This is a genomic window from Marinospirillum sp. (assembly GCF_035271045.1).
GTDB lineage: Bacteria > Pseudomonadota > Gammaproteobacteria > Pseudomonadales > Halomonadaceae > Marinospirillum.
Genome location: NZ_DATESC010000001.1, coordinates 47,496 through 69,885, shown reverse-complemented (window position 1 = coordinate 69,885; position 22,390 = coordinate 47,496). Strand labels below are relative to the sequence as shown.

Genomic DNA, 22,390 nt, shown 5'->3' with positions numbered 1-22,390 from the left:
AAGTAATCGGTTAATTTAAGCAAGCTGAATCAAAGGTTGATCGAACTCAACGGGTTCACCGTCTTCAACCAAAATAGCCGTTACTACACCATCTTTATCCGCTTCAATTTGGTTCATCATTTTCATGGCTTCAATAATACAAATGGTGTCGCCTTTTTTGACTGTTTTGCCAACTTCAATAAATGAACCGGCATCAGGTGCTGGCGAACGGTAAAAAGTGCCGACCATTGGCGATGTAACTTTGTGACCAGTAGCAACGACCGGCGCTGCTTCTGTTGCTGCGACTGGTGATGCAGAAGCCTGAGGCGCTTGCTGATAAACAGGTGCTTGTTGGTACATTGGCTGCTGCTGATAAACAGGCGCTTGAGCAACCGTTGAATGGCGACTAATACGCACTGATTCTTCACCTTCTTTAATTTCAATTTCACTGATGTTCGACTCTTCGAGGAGTTCGATTAATTTTTTTACTTTACGAATATCCATAATTTTCTCTGATAGTTTATGAAAAGCTTGGTGTTTTATAGTTTGTTTTAGCGTGTATCTTTTCTGGTTTTTGTTAGCTGCTTATGGGCTGCTTGTAAGGCCAGATGATAACCCTGAGTGCCTAAACCGCAAATAACGCCTTGGGCAAGTTCTGAAAAATAAGAGTGCCGCCGAAAAGCTTCACGCGCATAAACATTGGACAAGTGGATTTCTATAAATGGAATCGCAACGCCCGCCAAAGCATCACGCAGCGCTACGCTAGTATGAGTAAAAGCAGCTGGGTTAATCAGTATAAAATCAACCCGTTCGACTAATGCCTGATGAACACGTTCGATTAATTGATGTTCCGCATTACTTTGGTAACAATCTAATTGTAAATTTAGCGCAAAAGCCTCTTGGACTAGGTTAGTGTGAACCGAGTCTAGTGTTTCATGGCCGTAAATATGTGGCTCACGCTGCCCTAAAAGATTCAAATTAGGGCCTTGTAGTAAAAGGATTTTTATCATGTTAATTTTTAGTAGGTTGTTAGTGCTATGGATAAAGTTGAGTAAAACTCACTCTAGCAGCCAGTGTACTTACTTAAAAGCGTACTTACTTAAAAGTATATCTATTTAAAAATGACCCGTTCAATTGAAGTGAACAAAAAACGTACTTAACAGACCGAACGGAGGTGAAGTTTGCCTAAAATACGACTTTTTGTCTAGTTCTAGTCTAAAGCTTGGTTAAATGCTTTTAAGTGAGCCAGCAATTCAGGTGCATTGATTTCACCCTGAATTCGCCAATCACGCCACTCGTCACCACCATTAAAAAACATCAAGGTAGGTGGGCCAAATAATTGATGCTCGACCAACCATTGCTTGGTATCAGGTGAAATTTGCGTTAAATCAAATTTATAGCGTTTAATGCCGACCAGCGCTTGCTGAATGTCTTCACGCGGAAAAACCTGTGCTTCCATCACTTTACAAGAAATGCACCAGTCCGCATAAAGATCAATAATAATGGGCGTTTGGTTATTAGCAAGCAGCGCTTCTATTGCGGCAAGTTCTTTAATAAGAGGCGCTTCTACTGCTACGGATTGACCCGTTTGCATTGTCACTTGTGCCAAACCTTTTAATGGCTGTAAAGGGCTGCTGTTACCTGCTAAAGCACCAATAAACAAGCTAATACCATAAATAATTAAGATTAAACCTGCGCTTAAACGTAGTTTTTCTAAACCATTTTTAGCCGAAAAATTAAGCCCGCCCATAAATACACCAGTACCTAAAGCAAGGAGCGCCCACATCAGCATTGAAATACTTGCCGGTAACAGTCGATCAATTAACCAAGCCGCCATTAACAGCATCAACAAACCAAATAGCGCCTTAACTTGATCCATCCACCCACCGGCTTTAGGCAACCAATGCGCCCCAAACGTGCCGGTAATAATTAAGGGTACGCCCATGCCTAAGCCCAGCATAAATAGTGCTAAAGAACCCATACCCGCATCACCTGTTGTAGCGATAAAGGCTAAAGCGCCTGCCAAGGGTGCAGTTAAGCAGGGTGAAACCACCAGCGTAGAAAAAGCACCCATTAAGGCAACATTAAACAGTGTGCCGCCTTTAGGTTGTTGTAGCGATTGTAGGCGTTGATCTAACCAAGCGGGTAAACGCAGTGCCCAAACGCCAAATAAAGTCAGTGCTAAAAGTACAAATAAAACAGCAACAGGAATAAGTAACCAAGGCGATTGCATGGCGGCTTGAAGGTTGATGCTAGCACCAAATAAACCCATCAATGCACCAATACCCGCGTAGGTCAACGCCATACCCAATACATAAGCGCCGGATAATAGCAGGCCGCGAGTTTTGGGTTGTTTTTCTGTGCTAGTACCTTTGCCCACAATAATGGTGCTTAAAATGGGCAACATAGGCAGTACGCAAGGGGTGAAAGTAAGACCTAGCCCAGCAATAAAAAATAAGCTGAGCGTTAACCAAATTTTGTCTGAACCTAATAGATTTGCCAGTTGGCTACTGCTGGTGCTGGGTGGTAAGGGTGTTGCAACGGTAGCGGACGTGGCTTTGGTAAGTGGTGCAGCACTGATATCTAGCTTAGCAAGACTCACTTCAAAGCTTTGCTTTTGTGGTGGGTAACACAAGCCTGCATCAGCACAACCTTGGTAATGCGCGGTTAAATTAAGCTGTTTTGCTTGGCTAATACCACTGAGTAAACCGGCGGCTTCCACTTGCGTGTAATAAACTTGGGTGGTGCCAAAATATTCATCTTCATGGCTAAGTGCTTCAGGCAAATCAACCCTTACTAGACTTAAACCAGCATCTTCAGCCAGTTTAATTTGTAGCTTGTCTTGGTAAAGGTAATAACCGGACGCAATGTCCCAACGCACAAATACTTGGCTACCTTCAACCCAAGCTTGCGGCTTAAATGCTTGTTCTGGGGATAAAAATTCGGGCTGACTGGGTGAGCCACTTAGCCATGAAGTAAAACGACTACTACCTTCATTGTTGAGTGGATTAGCGGCTAGACTAGTGGCTGTTAGAAAAAGCCAAAAGCTTAACAAAAAGAAGAGGGTACGATGGGATGAAGACTTACCTAGTAGCATAAATAAATTTCCGGTCAAAATGATTGCTTAGTCTGACCAAGGGATTCTAACTAGGTTCCCTAGCTTGTCTAGGGCTTTTAAATTTGAAGCTAAGGTTTTTTGAAAGGTGGTGGTTCGATAAAATTGGTGGCTATGCCCTGATTTGAACAGGGGACCCCATCATTATGAGTGATGTGCTCTAACCAGCTGAGCTACATAGCCAAAAACAGGTCAAGATTTTAGGCTTGGCAGCCGTAACTGTCAAGCCTGTTCTTCAGCTTTGTTTAAACATTGAAGCGGTAATGCATCACATCGCCATCTTTAATAATGTACTCTTTACCTTCTAAACGCCATTTACCGGCTTCTTTAGCGCCTTGTTCACCGTTGAATTGAATAAAATCTTCGTAAGCAATTACTTCGGCACGAATAAAACCTTTTTGAAAGTCAGTATGAATAACGCCAGCGCCTTCGGGTGCTGTTGCACCTTTTTTAACGGTCCAAGCACGTACTTCCTTAACGCCTGCGGTAAAGTAGGTTTGCAAACCTAATAGTTCATAACCAGCTCGAATAACGCGATTTAAGCCAGGTTCATCCAGACTCATTGTCTCAAGGAACATTGCTTTTTCTTCTGGGTCATCTAGCTCTGCAATTTCAGCTTCAATTTTGTTACAAACAGGCACTACGGCAGCATTTTCTGCGGCAGCAATCTCACGTACGGCATCTAAGTAAGGATTATTTTCAAAACCCTCTTCACTGACGTTAGCAATGTACATCGTGGGTTTAAGGGTTAAGAATCCATAACCACGCACCAAATGTTTTTCTTCATCGGTCAAACCAAAGCTGCGTAAGGGTTGACCTTCAGCAACGTGAGGCAAAATTTTATCGAGCACTTCTTTTTGTGCGATGGCTTCTTTATCACCACCTTTAGCAATGCGTGCCAGCTTTTGAATGCCTTTTTCAACGGAGTCTAAATCGGCTAAAGCCAATTCCATATTAATGATTTCAATGTCGCTGCGTGGGTCAACGCGGTTAGCAACGTGAATAACGTTATCGTCTTCAAAGCAACGCACAACGTGTGCAATGGCATGAGTTTCACGAATATTAGCTAAAAATTTATTACCTAAACCTTCGCCTTTAGAAGCACCGGCAACCAAGCCTGCAATGTCTACAAACTCCATTGTCGTAGGCAAGGTGCGCTCTGGCTTAACAATGGCAGCCAATTCATCTAAGCGCGGGTCAGGCATTGCCACTAAACCGCTATTAGGTTCAATGGTGCAGAAAGGAAAATTTTCTGCTGCAATGCCCGATTGAGTTAACGCATTAAATAAGGTCGATTTGCCAACATTGGGTAGACCAACGATGCCACAGTTAAAACCCATAAGGTATATCCTTCAGTTGTTCTATTTTAAATTAATCTGCTTTAAAGGTATGCAGTTGGTTCATAGCAGCAGACATATTGCCGCTAATTATTTTATCTAGGTGACGTTCAATTTCGTTTAGCGCAGCATTTATAGATGTTTGTTCATCGTCAGGCGCTTTACCTAAAACATAACCCGTCACTTTACTAGCTTGACCAGGATGGCCTATACCAATGCGTAAACGGTAAAATTCTTTATTGTTGCCTAACGCGCTAATGGTATCACGTAGACCGTTATGTCCACCGTGCCCACCGCCTTTTTTTAAACGAATACTGCCGGGTGGCAAATCTAACTCATCATGCGCGACTAGAATCTCTTCTGGCAATATTTTATAAAAGTTAGCTAAAGCAGCAATCGCTTTACCACTAAGATTCATAAACGTGGTTGGAGTCAGTAGATGAACGGCTTGTCCAGCCACAATGATTTGAGTATGCAGCCCAAAAAACTTACTGCTCGTTAAACTTTTTCCATTAGCTGTTGCTAGGCGTTCAACTAACCAACTACCGGCATTGTGTCGCGTACGGGTATGTTCTGGTCCAGGATTACCTAATCCAACCACTAATTTAATTTTGTTAGTCATTATGGCTATTCATTGTTTATATTCATGCTATATAAATGTGAAAAACCCAGATGACTTTTTGAATTAAAAGTCATCTGGGCTAACGCGTTGCTTAAACCTTAGCGCAACTCATTCGCTGAAATTACTCAGCTGCAGGCGTTTCATCTTCATCTTCGTCAGAACCACCACGCTTAGCATTAACGGTTACTACGCCGCTATCATGACCATGCGCTACAGTAACAATCTCAACGCCTTTAGGCAGAGTGATGTCTGACAAGTGAAGGGTATGACCCACTTCAAGTGCAGCAACGTCAACCACTAGGCATTCAGGTAAATCTTGTGGGAAAGCAGTAATTTCAACGTCATTCATTTGGTGTGATAACACACCGCCTTGTGTTTTAACGCCAACACAAGCTTCTTCGTTTTCAAAGTGAAAAGGAACAAGAATGGTAACTTTGGTTTTGCTGTCAACACGCAAAAAATCAATGTGCATAACAGTGTTGGTCTTGAAAGGGTGGCGCTGCAAATCTTTTATGATAACTTGTTCAGCTTTACCATCAACAGTCAGGTTAAGAACTGAGGTATAGACTGATTCGTCTAATGCTAAAATACGATAGAACTCACGCTGCTCGACAGAAACAGACTGAGCTTCTGCTTCACCACCATAAATAATGGCAGGAATAAACTTGTTTTCATGACGCAGGCGGCGGCTCGCACCCTTACCAAGGTCAGTACGTAGTTTAGCTTCAAAATTAAATTGTGACATGATGTTTTGTCCTCATGGACTGCTTAATAAAAGTAAATAACAGACATCCGCGACCAGATCATCTGCTTTTCACGTTACCCCTATTGGGGTGCTTGGTTGTGCTTTGTAGCTTTTAATTATTAGATTAAGAGCGAAACATGGCACTAATGGATTCTTCGTTACTAACACGGCGTACCGCTTCAGCGAGAAGCCCAGAAATTGTTAGCTGACGGATCTTACCACACTTCATTATCTCTTCTCTTAAAGGAATGGTGTCAGTGACAATTAATTCATCTAATAAAGAGTTAGAAATGTTGCTAATCGCCGCACCGGATAAAATTGCGTGAGTCGAATAAGCAACAACACGTTTAGCACCGCGTGTTTTTAGCGCTTCAGCCGCTTTACATAAAGTACCGGCGGTATCAACCATATCATCGACCAATACACAAGTACGGTCTTTAACATCACCGATAATGTGCATAACTTGCGCTTGGTTAGCCTGTGGGCGACGCTTGTCGATAATGGCTAGGTCGGTATCATTCAACTCTTTAGCAATAGCGCGAGCACGAACCACACCGCCAACATCGGGCGAAACCACAACCATATCTTCATAATTTTGGCGTTCAATATCATCAAGTAAAATAGGTGAACCATAGATGTTATCGACAGGAACATCAAAAAAACCTTGAATTTGATCCGCGTGTAAATCCATTGTCATTACACGGTTCACACCCGCTGCACACATCATGTCAGCGATTACTTTGGCAGAAATAGGGACACGCGCTGAACGCACACGGCGATCTTGACGCGCATAACCAAAGTAAGGAATAACTGCCGTAATACGGTGCGCTGAAGCACGGCGTAACGCGTCAACCATTAGGATTAGCTCCATTAGGTTGTCGTTAGTGGGCGCACAAGTGGACTGAATAACAAAAACGTCTTTACCACGTACATTTTCGTTGATTTCAATGGCTATTTCACCATCGCTAAACTGGCCAATTGTTGCGTCACCCATACGAATATCTAGGCATTCAACTACTTTACGACCTAGTTCAGGGTTGGCATTACCAGAAAACACCATCAAGTTGGACACGTATTCACCTTGCTGACTGAGGTATTACGGAGGATGGGTGGTTGCCGCAACCAGCCCGAAGAAAACTTATATAAAGTGGCTGAAGTAAAAAAGTTTTATACTCCAGCTTTACGGGGGCGAATTATAGCTAAGCAAAATTCAAAAGTGAACCTTTGTGTTCGATCAATTTCACATGGGCTAACGATTGGTTACATCCTTTTGTTACCCAAGCGCTAGGTTTATAGCCTGCAAAACCCTTAGGCAATCGACTTAAAAGTGCTTCTGCTTGCGCTGGATTATCGAGTCGACAGTAAATACTAGCACCACTGCCGGTTAAATAACCGTGTTGATGCTCAGCAGCCAACCAAACAAAAGCAGCTTCAACAGCAGGATAAAGCCTTCTTACCAAAGCTTCAAAATCATTCTCACCTAAATGCTGCTGGGCATTTTGAGGGTGAATTAAAGGCGTGTTGCGCGGTAAATCTGGGTGGCTAAATAATGACCCCGTATCACAATGGCAGCCCGGAAAAATCAGTACATATGTGGCTTCTTCTGCTTTAGCTGATTGCAGTTGTTCACCAATGCCTTCAGCCCAAGCGGTTTGCCCAAAAATAAACACCGGCACATCAGCACCTAGTTGTAAGCCAAGCGCGGCTAACTGGGTTAAATCCAAGTTTAATTGCCAAAGCAAGTTAAGCGCCAACAAAGTGGTTGCTGCATCGGAACTGCCAGCACCCAAGCCAGCACCCATCGGTAAGTTTTTTTGCAGGTTAATCGCAACGCCTAATTGGTGATTTTTTCTAAAGGGTGCTAATAGCTGGGCTGCCCGCATCACTAGGTTATCTTCAACAGCAACGCCGGCCAAAATCGGCGCTAAGCGAATACTACCGTCATTGGTTAATTGAAAGTGCAGATCATCGTGCAAGTCTAAAAACTGAAATAGCGTTTGCAGTTGATGGTAGCCGTCGAGTCTTTTACCTGTGATATGCAGCAATAAATTGATTTTAGCCGGTGCAGGCAAGCTAAGCGCAGTAACCCTTGTCATACTTATAAACCTTGCTTGGATACAGGAAAGGTAGGCGCAGGGAATAGTTGCCATTTATTAATGGCTAGGCGAAAACTTATCTGACCTTTTTCAGCAATTAATAAGCTAGGCAGTTGATAATTATCAACCTGTGCAAAACGTCGCCATTCAACTTTCCAGCCATTTTGAATAAACGTTTGCTTATCAATTTTTTGATAATTACCTGGTGCGACTATGCCTCTAATCCAATACACCATATTGGATAAAGGTAACTCCCAATCCGAGTTTTCAGCTAACAATTGTTCAGGGCTTGAAGCCTGTAGCTGTTTGCCATCAGAGGTAGTAAGAATGACTTTAAAAGGTTCGCCTTCTAATCGAGCGCTACCTTGACCTAAAGGCCCCAAAATTTGTAGCTGGTAGCTGTAGCCTATTTGCAACCAATCAAGATTAGCCGAATGATTGTTTTTTTCATTAGCAAAGGCAATCCGCCCTTGCGCCTGCCAATGCCACAACTGGGCATTAGGCCCTAGCGTTTGTGTTGCAGTGGGCAAGCTAGGTTGGCTAGTACAAGCACTAATAAGCAACAGTAAGCAACTGATGACTAGATATTTAAAGGACGCGAACCTACAAAATGAAGGCATTATTTTTAACATACTAAATCATACCGTTAATTCTTAATGGGTTTTAAATCAAGTTCAGGGTGCTGCTGTAATAAGGTTTTTGCTTGCTGACTTTTATTAAGCTTCCACAGCACTTGAATCAAGTGTTCAGCAATTTCATTTTCTGGCAGCCGTGCGTAAGCTTCGGCTAAGTATTCAAACGCCTCTTCGTAACGCGCAAGCTTAAATAATGCCCAGCCTAATGAATCAAGAATTTCGGCTGATTCGCTATCTAAAGCATGGGCTTTTTGAATAAGCAGCAAACCTTCGTTAATGCGTTCGGTTTGATCCACCAATGTATAACCCAACGCATTTAACGCCATAGCGTTATTAGGATCAAAATCTAATAACTGGCGTAGATCTGCTTCCATTTGTGTTAAATCTTGCAGGTGAAAATTCAGCAGGGCGCGACTATAAAGTAATTGCGATGATTCTTGGTTTTCTGGCAGTAATTGCCGCCCTTCATCAACCCATTCAATGGCTGCTGTAAAGTCTTGTTGTTGGCGTAAAAGCTGCTCACCCATCAGCGTTAAGGGGATGCTTAATTCGGGAGATTGATAGCGCTTTTCTTGTAAAAGCACTAAAGCGGCATGGGTTTTATTTTGCTGTATTAATAAACGCACACTAGCACGAATGGCTTCTAGCAACGGTTCGCCGCTAATAATTTGATCGTAGTGTTGCAAAGCCAACTGCCACTTTTTATCGCGCTCAGCAAGCTGCCCCAAAAGTAACCAAGCTTGATCGGCTAACGTTTCATAACCAGTTAATGCTTCAAGGGTTTGTTGTGCCGCAGCGTATTGATCGGTTTCTATTTGAATACGGGCTAAAGCCAAACGAATGGGCAGGTTGTTAGGTTGTAAGCTAATGATGTGATCGAAGGTTTGCTCTGCTTGATTAAACTGCGCTGCTTTTAATTGTGTACGCGCAATGTCTAACCACAATCTAACTTCTTCAGGATTATTCTGCGTGGCTTGACGTAAAAGCTGCTCTGCCGCTTTAAAATCACCAGCAGCACTTAACAAATGGGCTTTAAGTTGTAAAGCACGAACATTATTAGCATCCGCCGCCAGCGCTCTAGTTAAATGTTGCTGAGTTGCCTGCTGATCGCCTAATTCATTCGTTAACAAAGCTAAAGCGGTTTCTAAATCATCGCTAGGTTTAGCACGTTGCTGCTGTTCTTTAAGCATTCTTTGATAAAGGTCACTAATAACAGGGTTATGTTTTTCAGTTAAATGGTTGGCTAATAAGGTGTAATTGCTTTCACTGCTTAATCGTTCAAAATTTAATAAATACTCAAAAGCATCTAAATATTGTTCATTTTGCAGTAATAATCCCGCAGCAGTGCGCTGTGCATTGGCGCTTTCTGGCGCTAAAGTTGCCCATAAAATAGCCGCGTCTAAAGCTGCTTTGGGCTGTTGAGCAAACTGAGCAATCCAGCTGGTACGTTCAGCAATTAATGGGTGCTGAGTCTTTAGTGTCAAAGCAGAATAAACTTCCAAAGCATAATCTAGGTCGTTACGTTGCCCGGCTAATTCAGCGCTAAGCAAATAGAAAATCAATTCGCCATTTAACCCTGTTTTTATTGCCGTATTTTTTGCCCGCACTAAAGCACTATCATCGGTATAAAAAGATTGCGTTGCACCACCCAAACTTAACTCGGGCAAAGTATCGCGTTTAAGAGGTGATATCAGTGTTGTACAGCCGTAACCTAAGCTAAATAACCCAGTGATTAACAGCGCTTGAAGCGACTTATACAAGGGAACTTTAAGCATTATTCGAACATACCTGTACATTTTCTATGTGCTATCATAGCCTTCTTCTGATTCATCGCTCAGTACTTTCGCTCAGTGCTTTAATGTAAGCCACTGATTGCCTGAGCAAATTTTATATCCCTGATTGATGACGGGCAAAATGATTTGTTGTGGAGTGACGTTTGACGGTGCCAGCAGTAAAACCAATGCAATTTCTAGCTCTAGGCATAAACCACAAGACAGCACCAGTCGCTATACGCGAGCGGGTTGCTTTTACTCCAGAACAACTGGAGGCTGCCAGCCTGCAATTGCGTAATCACCAGAGTATCAAAGAAGTTGCCATTCTATCTACCTGTAATCGCACAGAAATTTATACTTTAATTGAAGCAGGCAATGTACGCCCTGTGCTTGACTGGTTAAGTACCTTTCATCAAGTTTCAATTGAAGACCTTGCTCGCTACAGTTATATCCACGAAGATCAAGCGGCTATCGCACACCTTATGCGTGTTGCCAGTGGCTTAGATTCAATGGTGTTGGGCGAGCCGCAAATTTTAGGTCAACTTAAAGATTCTTATGATTTAGCTAAAAAAGAACACTTGTTAGGTAGTCGTTTGGAACTGTTATTTCAACACGTTTTTACAACGGCTAAACAAGTCAGAACAGAAACTGGCATCGGTACTAACCCTGTATCGGTGGCTTATGCTGCGGTCAATTTAGCCCAACGTATTTTTGCTGATTTAAAAACCAGCAGCGCTTTGTTAATTGGTGCAGGTGAAACTATCGAGCTAGTCGCACGGCATTTAAAAAATGCAGGCGTTGCAAAAATGGTGATTGCCAACCGTACGGTTGAAAGAGCACAAATTTTAGCCGATGAAATGCATGGCAAAGCCGTTGCACTAAAAGAAATACCGCGTGAACTTGAAAAAGCCGATATCGTTATTAGTTCAACCGCATCGCCATTACCTATATTGGGTAAAGGTATGGTGGAGCAAGCACTTAAAGTGCGCCGTCATAAACCCATTTTTATGGTTGATATTGCTGTACCGCGTGATATTGAACCGCAAGTCGGTGACTTAGATGACATCTACTTGTTCACAGTTGACGACTTAAAAGAAGTCATTGAAGAAAACTTAGCCGCAAGGCGTGAAGCAGCAGAACAAGCTGAAGCGCTTATTTTAGATAGCGTACAAGCGTTTTTGCGTAGTTTACGTATCCGTGATGCAGGGCGAATGATTAAGGTCTTTCGTCAACGCGCCCAGCAATTGGCTGAAGATGAATTGGCATTGGCGTTTAGTCAATTAGATCAAGGGCAAGATGCACGAGACGTTATACAAAAGTTATGCCGCAACCTAACCAATAAATGGCTGCATGACCCAACTTTAAAAATTCGTGAAGCTTCAGCAGAAAACCGTAGCGACCTTTTAGCGGCTGCTTCACAATTACTTAACCTAGAAGCCTCAAATAAATTCTAATTTCTGCCGGAATAATTAATGAAACCTTCAATACAAGCCAAGCTAGATCACCTTGCTGATCGCTTTGAAGAACTCTCAGCGCTCTTGTCTGACCCTGAAACACTGAGTAATCAGGAAAAGTACCGTAACTACTCTAAAGAATATTCTGATTTAGAACCGATTATTCAAACCTATCAAACCTATCAGCAAACTCAAGAAGGCATTGCTGCTGCTCAGCAAATGACCAGCGATGATGATTTAGAAATGCGCGAAATGGCGCGTGAAGAAATGCAAAGCCTGCAAGCGGAACTAGAGCCTTTGGAGCTAGAAATACAACGCTTACTCATTCCGCGTGACCCTAATGACAGCCGCAATATTTTCTTAGAAGTTCGCGCAGGAACAGGGGGTGATGAAGCCGCTTTGTTTGCGGGTGATTTGTTTAAAATGTACAGCCGCTATGCTGAAGATAAAGGTTGGCAAGTTGAAACACTTAGCGTCAGTCATGGCGAAATGGGTGGTTATAAAGAAATTATTTCACGCATCAGCGGTAAAGATGTGTATTCGCATTTAAAGTTTGAGTCAGGCGCTCACCGAGTCCAGCGTGTGCCAGCAACTGAATCACAAGGTCGCGTGCATACTTCAGCTTGCACCGTGGCTGTAATGCCAGAAGCGGATGAAGTGGGTGAAATAGATATAAATCCAGCCGATTTAAAAGTTGATACTTACCGCTCATCGGGTGCAGGTGGTCAGCACGTTAACACCACCGACTCAGCAATACGTATTACTCACTTACCTACCGGTTTAGTGGTGGAATGCCAAGAAGAACGTTCACAGCACAAAAACCGCGCAAAAGCGATGGCTTGGTTGGCAACACGTTTAAAGCAGCAAATTGAAGATGCCGCGCACAAAGATAAATCAGATACCCGCCGTTCGTTAGTGGGTAGTGGTGATCGTTCCGAACGCATTCGCACCTATAACTTTCCACAAGGTCGCGTCACCGATCACCGTGTTAATTTAACCTTATATAACTTAGATGAAGTCATGAGCGGCGAGTTAGATAGCGTTATCACTGTATTAGCGCAAGAACAGCAAACCGAACTATTGGCAAATCTAAGCAATGCCTAACACAATAAACCTAGGTCAATGGCTTAGCAGCGCCAGCCAACAACTAAAACAAGCAGGGCTTGACAATGCCCGCCAAGAAGCTGACTACCTGTTAAGCCATTTGCTGCAAAAAAATACCGCTTATTTATATACCCGACCTGAATTAGCGCTAGAAACCGAACAGCAGTTAAAGCTCAATACTTGGCTTGCCGAGCGAATTGCCGGTAAGCCTTTAGCGTGGATTTTAGGTGAATGGGACTTCTGGGGGTTAACCTTAGAAGTTTCTCCAGCAACCTTAATTCCTCGTGCCGATACTGAGCGCCTTGTAGAGCTTGCTTTGCAGCTGAGTATTGATAAACCCAAAGCACGAGTGCTTGATATGGGGACAGGAACAGGTGCTATTGCTTTAGCAATAAAAAAAGAGCGACCTAACTGGCAGGTTGATGCCGTTGATTTTAAGTTGGATGCTGTTAGCCTTGCCAGAAAAAACGCTCGCCAACTTGAATTAGATATTCGAGTATGGCAATCGGATTGGTGGCAACAAATCCCACCTCAAACTTACGATCTTATTCTAAGTAATCCGCCCTACATTCATCCGCAAGACCCACATTTATCGCAAGGTGATTTACGTTTTGAGCCTAAAACTGCGTTAGTGGGCGGTAAAGATGGCTTACAGGCTTACCGTGATTTACTTGTGCCTATTCAACAACGATTAACCCAAGGCGGTTATCTTTTAGTAGAACATGGTTATGACCAAGCCGCTGCAATAGCTGAATTATTTAACCTTGCTGAATTAAATGATATTAAGAATTATAAAGATTATGCAGATCAGCCCAGAGCCACTTTAGGCTGCCGAAGCTAGGTTAAGACTTGTAAAGCTGCTAGGCAAAAATTAATTAACATGATAAAAAACTATTAAAACAATAAAAGGTAGTATTATTATGAAGACTCCTAAGTCACGTATGCTCGATAAAATTGATTTAAAAATCCTCCAAGCATTACAAGAGAATGCGCGTATTTCTTATGTTGATTTAGCAAATACAGTGGGACTTTCAACAACGCCTTGCCTAGAAAGGGTTAAGCGTTTAGAACGCAACCAAGTTATTAAAAGTTATAAGGCCGTTCTTAATCCGCAGTATTTACGCGCTAATTTGTTGGTTTTTGTAGAAGTTAGCCTAGAAACACAATCACCCACAATTTTTGATGAGTTTCGTAAAGCGGTGAGTAAACTGCCACAAATTCAAGAATGCCATTTAGTTTCTGGGCAATTTGACTATATTTTAAAATGCCGCATTCCAGAAATGAGTGCCTATCGCCAGCTATTGTGTGATCTAGTGCTAACCTTGCCAGGGGTTAAAGAATCTAAAAGCTATGTGGTGATGGAAGAGGTGAAAGAAGATTTTTCTATTCACTTGCCGACACTGCATGAACTAGAACAGGAGTGTTAGCGAGTCACCATGAACGATCAACAACTGCTGCGTTACAGCCGCCAGATATTATTGCCAGAAGTTGACATTGCTGGACAAGAAAGATTATTAAACAGCAAAGTCTTGATTATCGGATTGGGCGGCTTAGGTTCGCCGGTTGCCTTGTATTTAGCAGCGGCTGGCGTGGGTGAACTGCACCTAGCCGATCCAGACTATGTTGACCTTTCTAACCTGCAACGGCAAATCATTCATCAAGATGCTAGCCTAAACCAGCAGAAGGTTGAGTCGGCGAGTGAACGCTTAAAACAGCTGAATCCCGCCATAAAAATCATTACCCATAATAGCTTGTTGCAGGGCGAGGCTATGCTGGAAGCTGTTAAGGCGGTTGATCTAGTCTGCGATTGCTCCGACAGATTCTCTACCCGTTTTGCAATTAACCGCGCCAGCCAAGCCGCTAACAAACCTTTGGTGTTTGGTGCGGCGATACGTTTTTCTGGGCAGATGTCGGTGTTTGACCCGCGCCTAGCAACCAGCCCTTGTTATGCCTGTATCTATGATGAAAATGCCGATGATGCAGAACTAAGCTGTTCAGAAAGCGGTGTACTATCGCCTTTGGTTGGGGTGATAGGTAGTTTGCAAGCGGTGGAAGCACTTAAAGTTTTGGGTAACTTTGGTACACCAGCGATAGGTAAATTACTGACCTATGATGGCCTGCGTTCAGAAATGCGTAATTTAAAATTACTAAAAGACCCCGCTTGTTCTTGTTGTGCTAACCATGCTTAATATTTTCTCTTCTCCTTGGTTAATACGTTTTGCCCCTTGGTTTTTTGTGCTTTTGTGGAGCACGGGCTTTATTAGTGCCAAATATGGGCTTCCTTATAGCGAACCCTTTGTATTTCTATCTTGGCGCATGGCATTTAACCTGCTGTGTTTTGCCTTATTATTAAAAGTTTTTTCAGTTCGCTTACCGCGTAGTTGGCGCTTATGGCGACAGCAGCTAATAGCGGGTTCGTTAATTCATGGCGCTTATTTAGCCGGTGTTTTTTCTGCCATAGATGCGGGTGTTCCAGCGGGTTTAACAGCTTTATTGGTGGGTTTACAGCCTTTGTTAACGGGCGTAGTGGTCTATTTTGTTTGGCAGCAACGGTTAGGTTTACGCCAGTGGTTAGGGCTAATATTGGGTTTAGCTGGAGTCATGTTGGTTCTACAGCAAACATCAATGATGCAATTACAAGCAGTGAACTTAACTTGGCAAGGCTTGGCTTGGGTGCTACTGGCATTGTTAGGTATAACTTTGGGCACTATCTATTCTAAAAATGCTTGTGAAGCACAATCGCCCTTGTCTGCTTCTTTTATTCAGTATTGTGCTACCTTGGTACTGACCTTGTTAATGGTGGTTATTAAAGGTGAAGGTGCAGCCCAGTGGCATCCAGATTTTATATTAGCTTTAGGCTGGTCTGTTTTAGTGCTTTCAGTGGGTGCAATTTTATTACTGCTAGTGATGATAAAAGCCGGTGAATCTACCCGTACAGCCAGCTATTTTTATCTAGTGCCACCTTTAACCGCTTTAGAGGCTTGGTGGTTATTTGATGAGCAAATGACTGGCTTAGCTTTGGTGGGCGTAGCTGTTACAGTTTTTGGGGTTTATTGGGCTAATCGAGCAGTTAGGAACGCCTGAATAAGAGTTAAGCTTGGAGTTCTGCTGGCTTGTCTTTTAATTGCTGGCGTAACTGAGCAACGGCTTTAATCGAAAGCTCTGTAGCGGCAGCAATGGTTTTGTCATCTAGCTCGGTTTGTTTAATCAAGTTACAGGCAGCTTTTTCGATTCCTTTTTCGATTCCTTGCTTAATTCCATACTGTTCAACTGTGTTAATGTAAGGCATTTTAAATTCCTCTTCGACAAGTTTAACGGCTTCAATTAATTGTTGCTCAAGTGCGTCAGGAAAGCGAATCATCCAGCCAATAAAGTGAAATAACTCAATGACCTGTTCACGGCTGTAACCACGCTGATAAAGTAATCGAGTTAAACCTAGCCTAAATTCAAAAAGATTTTTGTTATTACCTTTCAGGCGTTTGGCCTTGATTTGCGCCATGACTAGTAAAGCAAAAACATTATTATTTGCCTCAAGGCTAGCCCAGTTAGTTTCGCTTTCGTAGTCTGTTAGCTTAGCAATGGGGTAGGTGAAATCCATTTGTGTACCTGAACGGCTAAACTTAAAACTACTCGGTCGGTAGCTTTGGTTAGTATCAGCCAAGACTGCAAGGCTGACAACATCCACTTGGTAGCGGTCGGTTAAGCGTGACCAGTAGGTAAACATACGCCGTGCAAAAATGCCTTTTAATTCAGGCGAAGTTTGAATTTCAACGTGTATTAGTAGCCACTCTTCGGTGCCGTCTTGGTAGTAAACTTTAACCAGTTTGTCGGTATAGCGGCGGCCTGTTTTAGCATCAACAGTAATTTTCTCTAGTTCGCCATCAAGAAACTCATAGCCTTTGCTCCAATCCACTGCGTTATAAATGGCTGGAAATAATAACTCAAGAAACTCTTTAAAGTACTTTTCTAAAGCAGCTTTCCAAGCGCCATCGTAATCAGAACGCACTGTTTCTTCATTATCGGGTGGAGTGTTGTCCAATGCATCATCTGGGGTATTCATGCAAACTCCTTTTTTAAGGTGGCTACTTTTTTAGCTTAGTCTAGTTTGCAAAAATTACCAGTATAGGAGCAAGCTGTGATTGAAGGTAAAAAAGTTAAATACCATGTTGCGGAACAGAAGGATATTTTACCTTTTAACCAAGGTTTTATAGATATAACAGAACAAGATCTTATTCGCTGGCTAGATAAAGAACTGCGGCAAACAGACATTGTTCAACAGCAAATGGCAAGTTTTATTAGTAGGCTAGTAAAAAATTTACTACAGCAATACGACATGACGTTAACAGCATTGGTAAGGAATAAATACCCTTTAGCGCAGGCAATTCGAGATACGATTAGAAGTTATCGAACCAAGGCAAAGACAGCAAGTTATCAGCAGTCACTTTTTAAAAGCAGCAATACAGCTTGTTTAGCCGATGAGTTTTTCTATAGCTTTAACCCTAACAGCTATCCTTCTCGCCCACCTTATTATTCAGGAAGCTTTGTCTTTAGTAAGCATTACTTTCCGCAAAATTTAATTGAAGACCTTAAATCAACAGGTGAAGAGTTTGAGTGTGCAAAAGCTATTGAAAGTTTGCCACAAATTAAACACTGGATTCGTAACCTAGTACGCCGTGACCAAGCTTCTTTTTGGCTGCCTCTTGCACAGGGCAAGTTTTATCCTGACTTTGTTTGTGAGTTAACAGACGGGCGTATGTTGATTGTTGAGTATAAAGGCGAGGTTTATGTCAGCAATGACGATTCAGTAGATAAACGTGCAGTGGGTCATAAGTGGGCAGAATTAAGTAAAGGGCAATGTTTATTTATTATGGCTGTAGAAAAAGATGAGCAGGGGCGAGATGTAAGGCAGCAGATTTTAGCGGCGATTCGTTAGGAACAGCAGCAGCCCCCAAATTTGGTGGCTGCTGCTGTTCCTAACGTTTTTTTCAGCTAGTTGTTAACCATTAAGCTTTTTGGCTAGTAGTTCGTTTACTGCTTTGGGATTGGCTGTGCCTTTTGAGGCTTTCATGATTTGACCCACAAAGAAGCCGACCATCTTGCCACGTTTGTCTGGCTCAGCAGCGCGGTATTGTTCAACCTGTGCTGTATTTTTAGCCAAGATTTCATCAATAATCGCTTCAATAGCGCCGGTATCAGTAACCTGTTTAAGCCCTTTGGCTTCAATGATTTCATCGGCTGTTTGGCCTTCTTTTGCCCAAAGTGCAGCAAAAACCTGCTTAGCTGCACCGTTACTGAGGGTGTCATCTTTTAAGCGAATTAGGATACCTGCAAACTGTTCAGGTGTTACTGCTGCTTGAGTAATTTCAACACCATCACGGTTTAATTGGGCAGCCAGTTCGCCGCTAATCCAGTTGGACGCGAGTTGTGCATCGCCACACAGCGCAACCACCTTATCAAAATAATCCGCTAACGGACGGCTGCTAGACAGCACGCCCGCATCGTAAACCGATAAACCTAGTTGTTCTGTAAAGCGCTGACGCTTTTCTTCAGGTAGCTCGGGTAATGCATCTTTTAGCTGCTGTACAAAGGCTGAATCAATTTCAACGGGCAGTAAATCGGGGCAGGGAAAGTAGCGGTAATCGTTGGCATCTTCTTTAGAACGCATCGCCCGTGTTTCGTTTAAATCTGGATCGTATAAACGCGTTTGTTGGGCAATGCGGCCGCCATCTTCTAGCACTTCAATTTGGCGCTGAATTTCATGGTTAATGGCTCTTTCTACAAAGCGAAAAGAGTTAATATTTTTAATTTCACAGCGGTTGCCTAACTTTTCTTGACCTTTAGGGCGTACCGAAACGTTAGCATCACAGCGCATAGAACCTTCTGCCATATTACCGTCAGAAATGCCTAAGTAAGTAATAATCGAGTGAATGGATCTAAGCAGGGCTACCGCTTCTTTAGCAGTACTCATTTCGGGTTCAGTAACGATTTCTAAAAGTGGTGTGCCTGCACGGTTTAAGTCAACACCTGTCATGCCTTGGAAGTCTTCGTGCAGGCTTTTACCGGCATCTTCTTCAAGGTGAGCATGGTGGATGGCGATGCGTTTACTGCTGCCGTCTTCTAGCTGAATATCTAAATAACCACGCCCCACAATCGGGGTTGCCATTTGCGTGGTTTGATAGCCTTTAGGCAAATCGGGGTAGAAGTAGTTTTTACGGTCAAACGTGGTGCGTTCAGGAATAGCGCTGTTGATAGCTAAACCAAATTTAATTGCCATTTCAACGGCTTGTTTATTCAACACTGGTAAAATGCCGGGCATAGCAAGGTCAATAATGTTGGCTTGGCTGTTGGGTTCAGCACCAAACGCAGTACTGCTACCCGAAAATATTTTAGTTTTGGTGGCGAGCTGAGCGTGTATTTCTAGCCCGATAACGGCTTCCCATTGCATAGTGCAAACCTTTTATTAAGTTAATTTTATGTTCTATACAAGTGCTGGCTTTTGTAAATGATGGTCGGTGACTTGCTGGAACTGGTGTGCGGCGTTAAGTAATTGACTCTCACCAAAATGGTTACCAATAAGCTGTAAACCCACGGGGCGATTATTAATTTGACCGGCAGGCACTGAAATAGCCGGTAGGCCAGCCAAGTTAACACCCAGCGTATAAATATCTTCTAAATACATTTGAATGGGATCAGTGATTTTACTGCCCAAGTCAAAGGCTGGATTGGGTGTTGTGGGTGCAACGATTAAATCAACCTGTTGAAATGCTTTTTGGAAATCTTCGGCTAACAAACGGCGTATTTGTTGGGCTTTATTATAGTAGGCATCGTAGAAACCTTCTGATAGCGCATAAGTACCAATCAAAATACGGCGCTTAACTTCATGACCAAATGCTTCTGAACGTGAACGCTTATAAAGGTCTTCAAGGTCTTTAGGGTCTTCGCAACGGTAGCCATAACGCACACCGTCAAAACGCGACAAGTTAGAACTGGCTTCGGCTGGGGTTATCACATAATAAGCCGGTATCGCCATGCGTGTTAGCGGTAGGCTAATTGCTTTAACCTTAGCACCTAACTTTTCTAATTCTTTAATGGCTGCTTGAATGCGCTCAGCCATTTGTGGATTAAGATCCTCAGCAAAATATTCTTTGGGAAGTCCGAAGGTCATACCTTGAATAGAGTTACCTAGCTGGCTTAGGTAGTCAGGTACGGCTTGTTCAATACTGGTGGAGTCACGCGCATCAAAGCCTGCCATGTGTTGCAGCATAAGCGCACAATCTTCAGCAGAACGCGCCATAGGGCCGGCTTGATCCATACTAGAAGCATAAGCAACCATGCCCCAGCGAGAAACACGACCATAGGTAGGTTTTAAGCCAGTAATGCCACAAAAAGCAGCCGGTTGACGAATAGAACCACCTGTATCTGAGCCAGTTGCAGCAGGCACTAAACGTGCTGCAACAGCCGCTGCAGAACCACCCGATGAACCACCGGCAACGGCTTGAGTATCCCAAGGGTTTTTTACTGCGCCATAAAAAGAGCTTTCGTTGGAAGAGCCCATCGCAAATTCGTCTAAGTTGGTTTTGCCTAACGAAACCGCACCAGCTTCAGCAAGATTAGTAACAATGGCAGCATCATAAGGTGCTATAAAGTTGTCAAGCATTTTGGAGCCGCAGGAGGTTTTTACGCCTTCTGTACAAAAAAGGTCTTTATGTGCAATAGGAATGCCTGTTAACGGTGTAGCTGTGCCTTTTTCTAACTGGCTATCTGCTGCTTTGGCTGCGTCTAAAGCTTGCGATTCAGTAATGGTAATAAAAGCATTGAGCTGAGGGTTAACAATTTGAATGCGTTGTAAAAAGGCTTGTGTCAGTTCTACGCTTGAAAATTTGCGTTCAGCAAGGCCTTGGGCCATTTGGGTAAGGCTGAGATCTAGCATGGGGTATCCTAGGTGTCTATTTTAAAAGGTAAATAACTAATTTTACTCAACAACTCTAGGCACTAAATAAAGGCCATTTTCTGTGGCTGGTGCCAGTTGTTGTAAATAATCACGCTGGTTGTTTTCGGTGACTTGATCGGTACGCAAGCGTTGCACGGCATCCATTGGGTGCGCCATAGGCTGTACGCCGTGCGTATCAATACTTTGCATTTCATCAACAAGATTAAGAATGTTGGAAAGCGCTTGAGAGTAGCTTTCTTCATCTTTAGCGTGGATACTTAGACGGGCTAGATGAGCCACTTTATGGAGTTCTTCTACATTAAGCTTCATGAATGCACCTTAAAAATGCAGGTTATATTTCTGCGGAATACAGTAAAGAATAACACAAGGCTGGCATTGTGTTGATGGCACTTTTCTGTAATTTCAGTCTTTATTTAATAAGTTTACCTATAAGTTACTTGCCCTGAACCCTTCAGGTTGCTAGAGTTTCCGCCCAGCTGAATAGGGATACATTAGGATAGGTCACCAAAAGCATGATTAAACGTTTAAGAGGTATGTTCTCCAACGATCTTTCAATTGATTTGGGAACAGCAAATACACTGATTTATGTACGCAGCAAAGGCATTGTGTTGAACGAACCGTCTGTAGTTGCTATCAGACACCATGGTAATCAGCGTAGTGTTGCTGCCGTTGGTTTTGACGCTAAGCGTATGCTGGGTAGAACACCGGGTAATATCACTGCCATCCGCCCTATGAAAGACGGTGTAATCGCCGACTTCCACGTTACTGAAAAAATGTTGCAGTACTTTATTGCCAAGGTACACGATAATAGCTTTTTTACACCCAGCCCTCGTGTACTGGTTTGTGTGCCTTGTATGTCAACTCAAGTGGAACGCCGTGCTATCAAAGAGTCGGCTTTGGGTGCAGGTGCGCGTGATGTTTACTTAATTGAAGAGCCTATGGCTGCGGCGATTGGTGCGGGCTTACCCGTTTCTGAAGCACAAGGTTCAATGGTGGTTGATATTGGTGGTGGTACCACTGAAATTGCCATTATCTCTTTGAACGGTGTGGTTTATTCAGAATCTGTTCGTACTGCCGGTGATCGTTTTGATGAAGCGATTATTGCTTATGTGCGTCGTCACTATGGTAGCTTAATTGGTGATGCAACGGCTGAACGCATTAAGCAAGAAATTGGCTGCGCTTACCCAGGCAGTGAAACCAGAGAAATTGACGTGCGTGGTCGCAACCTTGCTGAAGGTATTCCACGTAGCTTTACCCTTAACTCCAATGAAGTGTTAGAGGCGCTACAAGAGCCACTAGCATCCATTGTACAAGCCGTTAAAAATGCACTTGAGCAATCGCCACCTGAATTAGCCTCAGACATTGCTGAGCGCGGTTTAGTATTAACGGGTGGTGGTGCATTATTACGTGACATTGATAAGTTAATTGCTGAAGAAACTGGCTTACCTGTCATTATTGCTGAAAACCCACTGACTTGCGTGGCTTTAGGTGGAGGAAAAGCTTTAGAGTTAATAGATCAGCATACCTTTGATCTATTATCTATCGAATAAACCAGCCAGTAAACTTTAAACATAGAAACG

The 22,390-nt window shown here is 43.0% G+C and carries 22 protein-coding genes and 1 tRNA gene; 8 read left to right on the top strand and 15 right to left on the bottom strand.

Going from position 1 to position 22,390, the window contains the following annotated elements:
• Nucleotides 1-15 precede the first annotated feature (15 nt).
• From accB to VJY63_RS00240, 11 genes are all read right to left on the bottom strand, one after another.
• Nucleotides 16-483 (bottom strand): acetyl-CoA carboxylase biotin carboxyl carrier protein, encoded by a 468-nt coding sequence (gene accB / locus VJY63_RS00290; RefSeq protein WP_324047501.1) that lies wholly within the window; start codon nucleotides 481-483, stop codon nucleotides 16-18.
• 47 nt (nucleotides 484-530) lie between these two features.
• Nucleotides 531-989: a type II 3-dehydroquinate dehydratase gene (gene aroQ, locus VJY63_RS00285; RefSeq protein WP_324047500.1), complete on the bottom strand. Its 459-nt coding sequence runs from the start codon at nucleotides 987-989 to the stop codon at nucleotides 531-533.
• A 200-nt stretch (nucleotides 990-1,189) separates the two neighbouring features.
• Nucleotides 1,190-3,076: a protein-disulfide reductase DsbD gene (dsbD, locus tag VJY63_RS00280; protein WP_324047499.1), complete on the bottom strand. Its 1,887-nt coding sequence runs from the start codon at nucleotides 3,074-3,076 to the stop codon at nucleotides 1,190-1,192.
• Nucleotides 3,077-3,200: 124 nt separating this feature from the next.
• Nucleotides 3,201-3,277 (bottom strand) — tRNA-Met (locus VJY63_RS00275).
• 62 nt (nucleotides 3,278-3,339) lie between these two features.
• Complete coding sequence (ychF, locus tag VJY63_RS00270) at nucleotides 3,340-4,434, bottom strand: redox-regulated ATPase YchF (protein ID WP_324047498.1); 1,095 nt, start codon at nucleotides 4,432-4,434, stop codon at nucleotides 3,340-3,342.
• Between the two features lie 31 nt (nucleotides 4,435-4,465).
• Complete coding sequence (pth, locus tag VJY63_RS00265) at nucleotides 4,466-5,053, bottom strand: aminoacyl-tRNA hydrolase (protein WP_324047497.1); 588 nt, start codon at nucleotides 5,051-5,053, stop codon at nucleotides 4,466-4,468.
• A gap of 121 nt (nucleotides 5,054-5,174) precedes the next feature.
• A complete protein-coding gene (locus VJY63_RS00260) occupies nucleotides 5,175-5,798 on the bottom strand; it encodes a 50S ribosomal protein L25/general stress protein Ctc (RefSeq protein ID WP_324047495.1) in 624 nt (207 codons plus the stop codon).
• Nucleotides 5,799-5,922: 124 nt separating this feature from the next.
• A complete protein-coding gene (locus VJY63_RS00255) occupies nucleotides 5,923-6,870 on the bottom strand; it encodes a ribose-phosphate pyrophosphokinase (protein WP_324047494.1) in 948 nt (315 codons plus the stop codon).
• A gap of 127 nt (nucleotides 6,871-6,997) precedes the next feature.
• Nucleotides 6,998-7,894, bottom strand: coding sequence for a 4-(cytidine 5'-diphospho)-2-C-methyl-D-erythritol kinase (ispE, locus tag VJY63_RS00250; RefSeq protein WP_324047492.1), 897 nt, complete (start codon nucleotides 7,892-7,894; stop codon nucleotides 6,998-7,000).
• 2 nt (nucleotides 7,895-7,896) lie between these two features.
• On the bottom strand, nucleotides 7,897-8,514 hold the full coding sequence (lolB, locus tag VJY63_RS00245; RefSeq protein ID WP_324047723.1) for a lipoprotein insertase outer membrane protein LolB: 618 nt from the start codon (nucleotides 8,512-8,514) through the stop codon (nucleotides 7,897-7,899).
• Nucleotides 8,515-8,540: 26 nt separating this feature from the next.
• Entirely contained in the window at nucleotides 8,541-10,304 is a 1,764-nt protein-coding gene (locus tag VJY63_RS00240; protein ID WP_324047491.1) for a tetratricopeptide repeat protein, read from the bottom strand.
• 185 nt (nucleotides 10,305-10,489) lie between these two features.
• On the opposite strand from VJY63_RS00240, the gene hemA reads away from it, so the two are divergent.
• The 6 genes from hemA to VJY63_RS00210 all read left to right on the top strand — a co-directional run bounded on the left by hemA (nucleotide 10,490) and on the right by VJY63_RS00210 (nucleotide 15,943).
• Complete coding sequence (hemA, locus tag VJY63_RS00235; protein WP_324047489.1) at nucleotides 10,490-11,755, top strand: glutamyl-tRNA reductase; 1,266 nt, start codon at nucleotides 10,490-10,492, stop codon at nucleotides 11,753-11,755.
• Between the two features lie 18 nt (nucleotides 11,756-11,773).
• On the top strand, nucleotides 11,774-12,859 hold the full coding sequence (gene prfA, locus VJY63_RS00230) for a peptide chain release factor 1 (RefSeq protein ID WP_324047487.1): 1,086 nt from the start codon (nucleotides 11,774-11,776) through the stop codon (nucleotides 12,857-12,859).
• Nucleotides 12,852-13,700: a peptide chain release factor N(5)-glutamine methyltransferase gene (prmC, locus tag VJY63_RS00225; protein WP_324047485.1), complete on the top strand. Its 849-nt coding sequence runs from the start codon at nucleotides 12,852-12,854 to the stop codon at nucleotides 13,698-13,700. The genes prfA and prmC overlap by 8 nt, the downstream gene beginning before the upstream one ends.
• A 79-nt stretch (nucleotides 13,701-13,779) precedes the next feature.
• On the top strand, nucleotides 13,780-14,286 hold the full coding sequence (locus VJY63_RS00220; protein WP_324047483.1) for an Lrp/AsnC ligand binding domain-containing protein: 507 nt from the start codon (nucleotides 13,780-13,782) through the stop codon (nucleotides 14,284-14,286).
• Nucleotides 14,287-14,295: 9 nt separating this feature from the next.
• Nucleotides 14,296-15,048 (top strand): molybdopterin-synthase adenylyltransferase MoeB, encoded by a 753-nt coding sequence (locus tag VJY63_RS00215; protein ID WP_324047482.1) that lies wholly within the window; start codon nucleotides 14,296-14,298, stop codon nucleotides 15,046-15,048.
• Complete coding sequence (locus VJY63_RS00210; RefSeq protein WP_324047480.1) at nucleotides 15,041-15,943, top strand: DMT family transporter; 903 nt, start codon at nucleotides 15,041-15,043, stop codon at nucleotides 15,941-15,943. The genes VJY63_RS00215 and VJY63_RS00210 overlap by 8 nt, the downstream gene beginning before the upstream one ends.
• Before the next feature lie 7 nt (nucleotides 15,944-15,950).
• Here VJY63_RS00210 and VJY63_RS00205 read toward each other — a convergent pair whose 3' ends face one another.
• Entirely contained in the window at nucleotides 15,951-16,919 is a 969-nt protein-coding gene (locus tag VJY63_RS00205) for a hypothetical protein (protein WP_324047478.1), read from the bottom strand.
• Between the two features lie 75 nt (nucleotides 16,920-16,994).
• Between VJY63_RS00205 and VJY63_RS00200 the strand changes: the two genes are divergently transcribed.
• On the top strand, nucleotides 16,995-17,792 hold the full coding sequence (locus tag VJY63_RS00200; protein ID WP_324047476.1) for a hypothetical protein: 798 nt from the start codon (nucleotides 16,995-16,997) through the stop codon (nucleotides 17,790-17,792).
• Nucleotides 17,793-17,855: 63 nt separating this feature from the next.
• On the opposite strand, the gene gatB is transcribed toward VJY63_RS00200, so the two are convergent.
• Genes gatB through gatC form a run of 3 tightly spaced genes read right to left on the bottom strand, consistent with a single transcriptional unit; the run spans nucleotide 17,856 to nucleotide 21,119 of the window.
• Nucleotides 17,856-19,304: an Asp-tRNA(Asn)/Glu-tRNA(Gln) amidotransferase subunit GatB gene (gene gatB, locus VJY63_RS00195; protein ID WP_324047475.1), complete on the bottom strand. Its 1,449-nt coding sequence runs from the start codon at nucleotides 19,302-19,304 to the stop codon at nucleotides 17,856-17,858.
• 33 nt (nucleotides 19,305-19,337) lie between these two features.
• Nucleotides 19,338-20,789 (bottom strand): Asp-tRNA(Asn)/Glu-tRNA(Gln) amidotransferase subunit GatA, encoded by a 1,452-nt coding sequence (gene gatA / locus VJY63_RS00190; protein ID WP_324047473.1) that lies wholly within the window; start codon nucleotides 20,787-20,789, stop codon nucleotides 19,338-19,340.
• Nucleotides 20,790-20,831: 42 nt separating this feature from the next.
• Entirely contained in the window at nucleotides 20,832-21,119 is a 288-nt protein-coding gene (gatC, locus tag VJY63_RS00185) for an Asp-tRNA(Asn)/Glu-tRNA(Gln) amidotransferase subunit GatC (RefSeq protein WP_324047471.1), read from the bottom strand.
• 203 nt (nucleotides 21,120-21,322) lie between these two features.
• Here gatC and VJY63_RS00180 point away from each other — a divergent pair, with 203 nt between their 5' ends.
• Nucleotides 21,323-22,360, top strand: a complete 1,038-nt coding sequence (locus VJY63_RS00180; RefSeq protein ID WP_324047469.1) for a rod shape-determining protein — start codon at nucleotides 21,323-21,325, stop codon at nucleotides 22,358-22,360.
• Nucleotides 22,361-22,390: the final 30 nt, after the last annotated feature.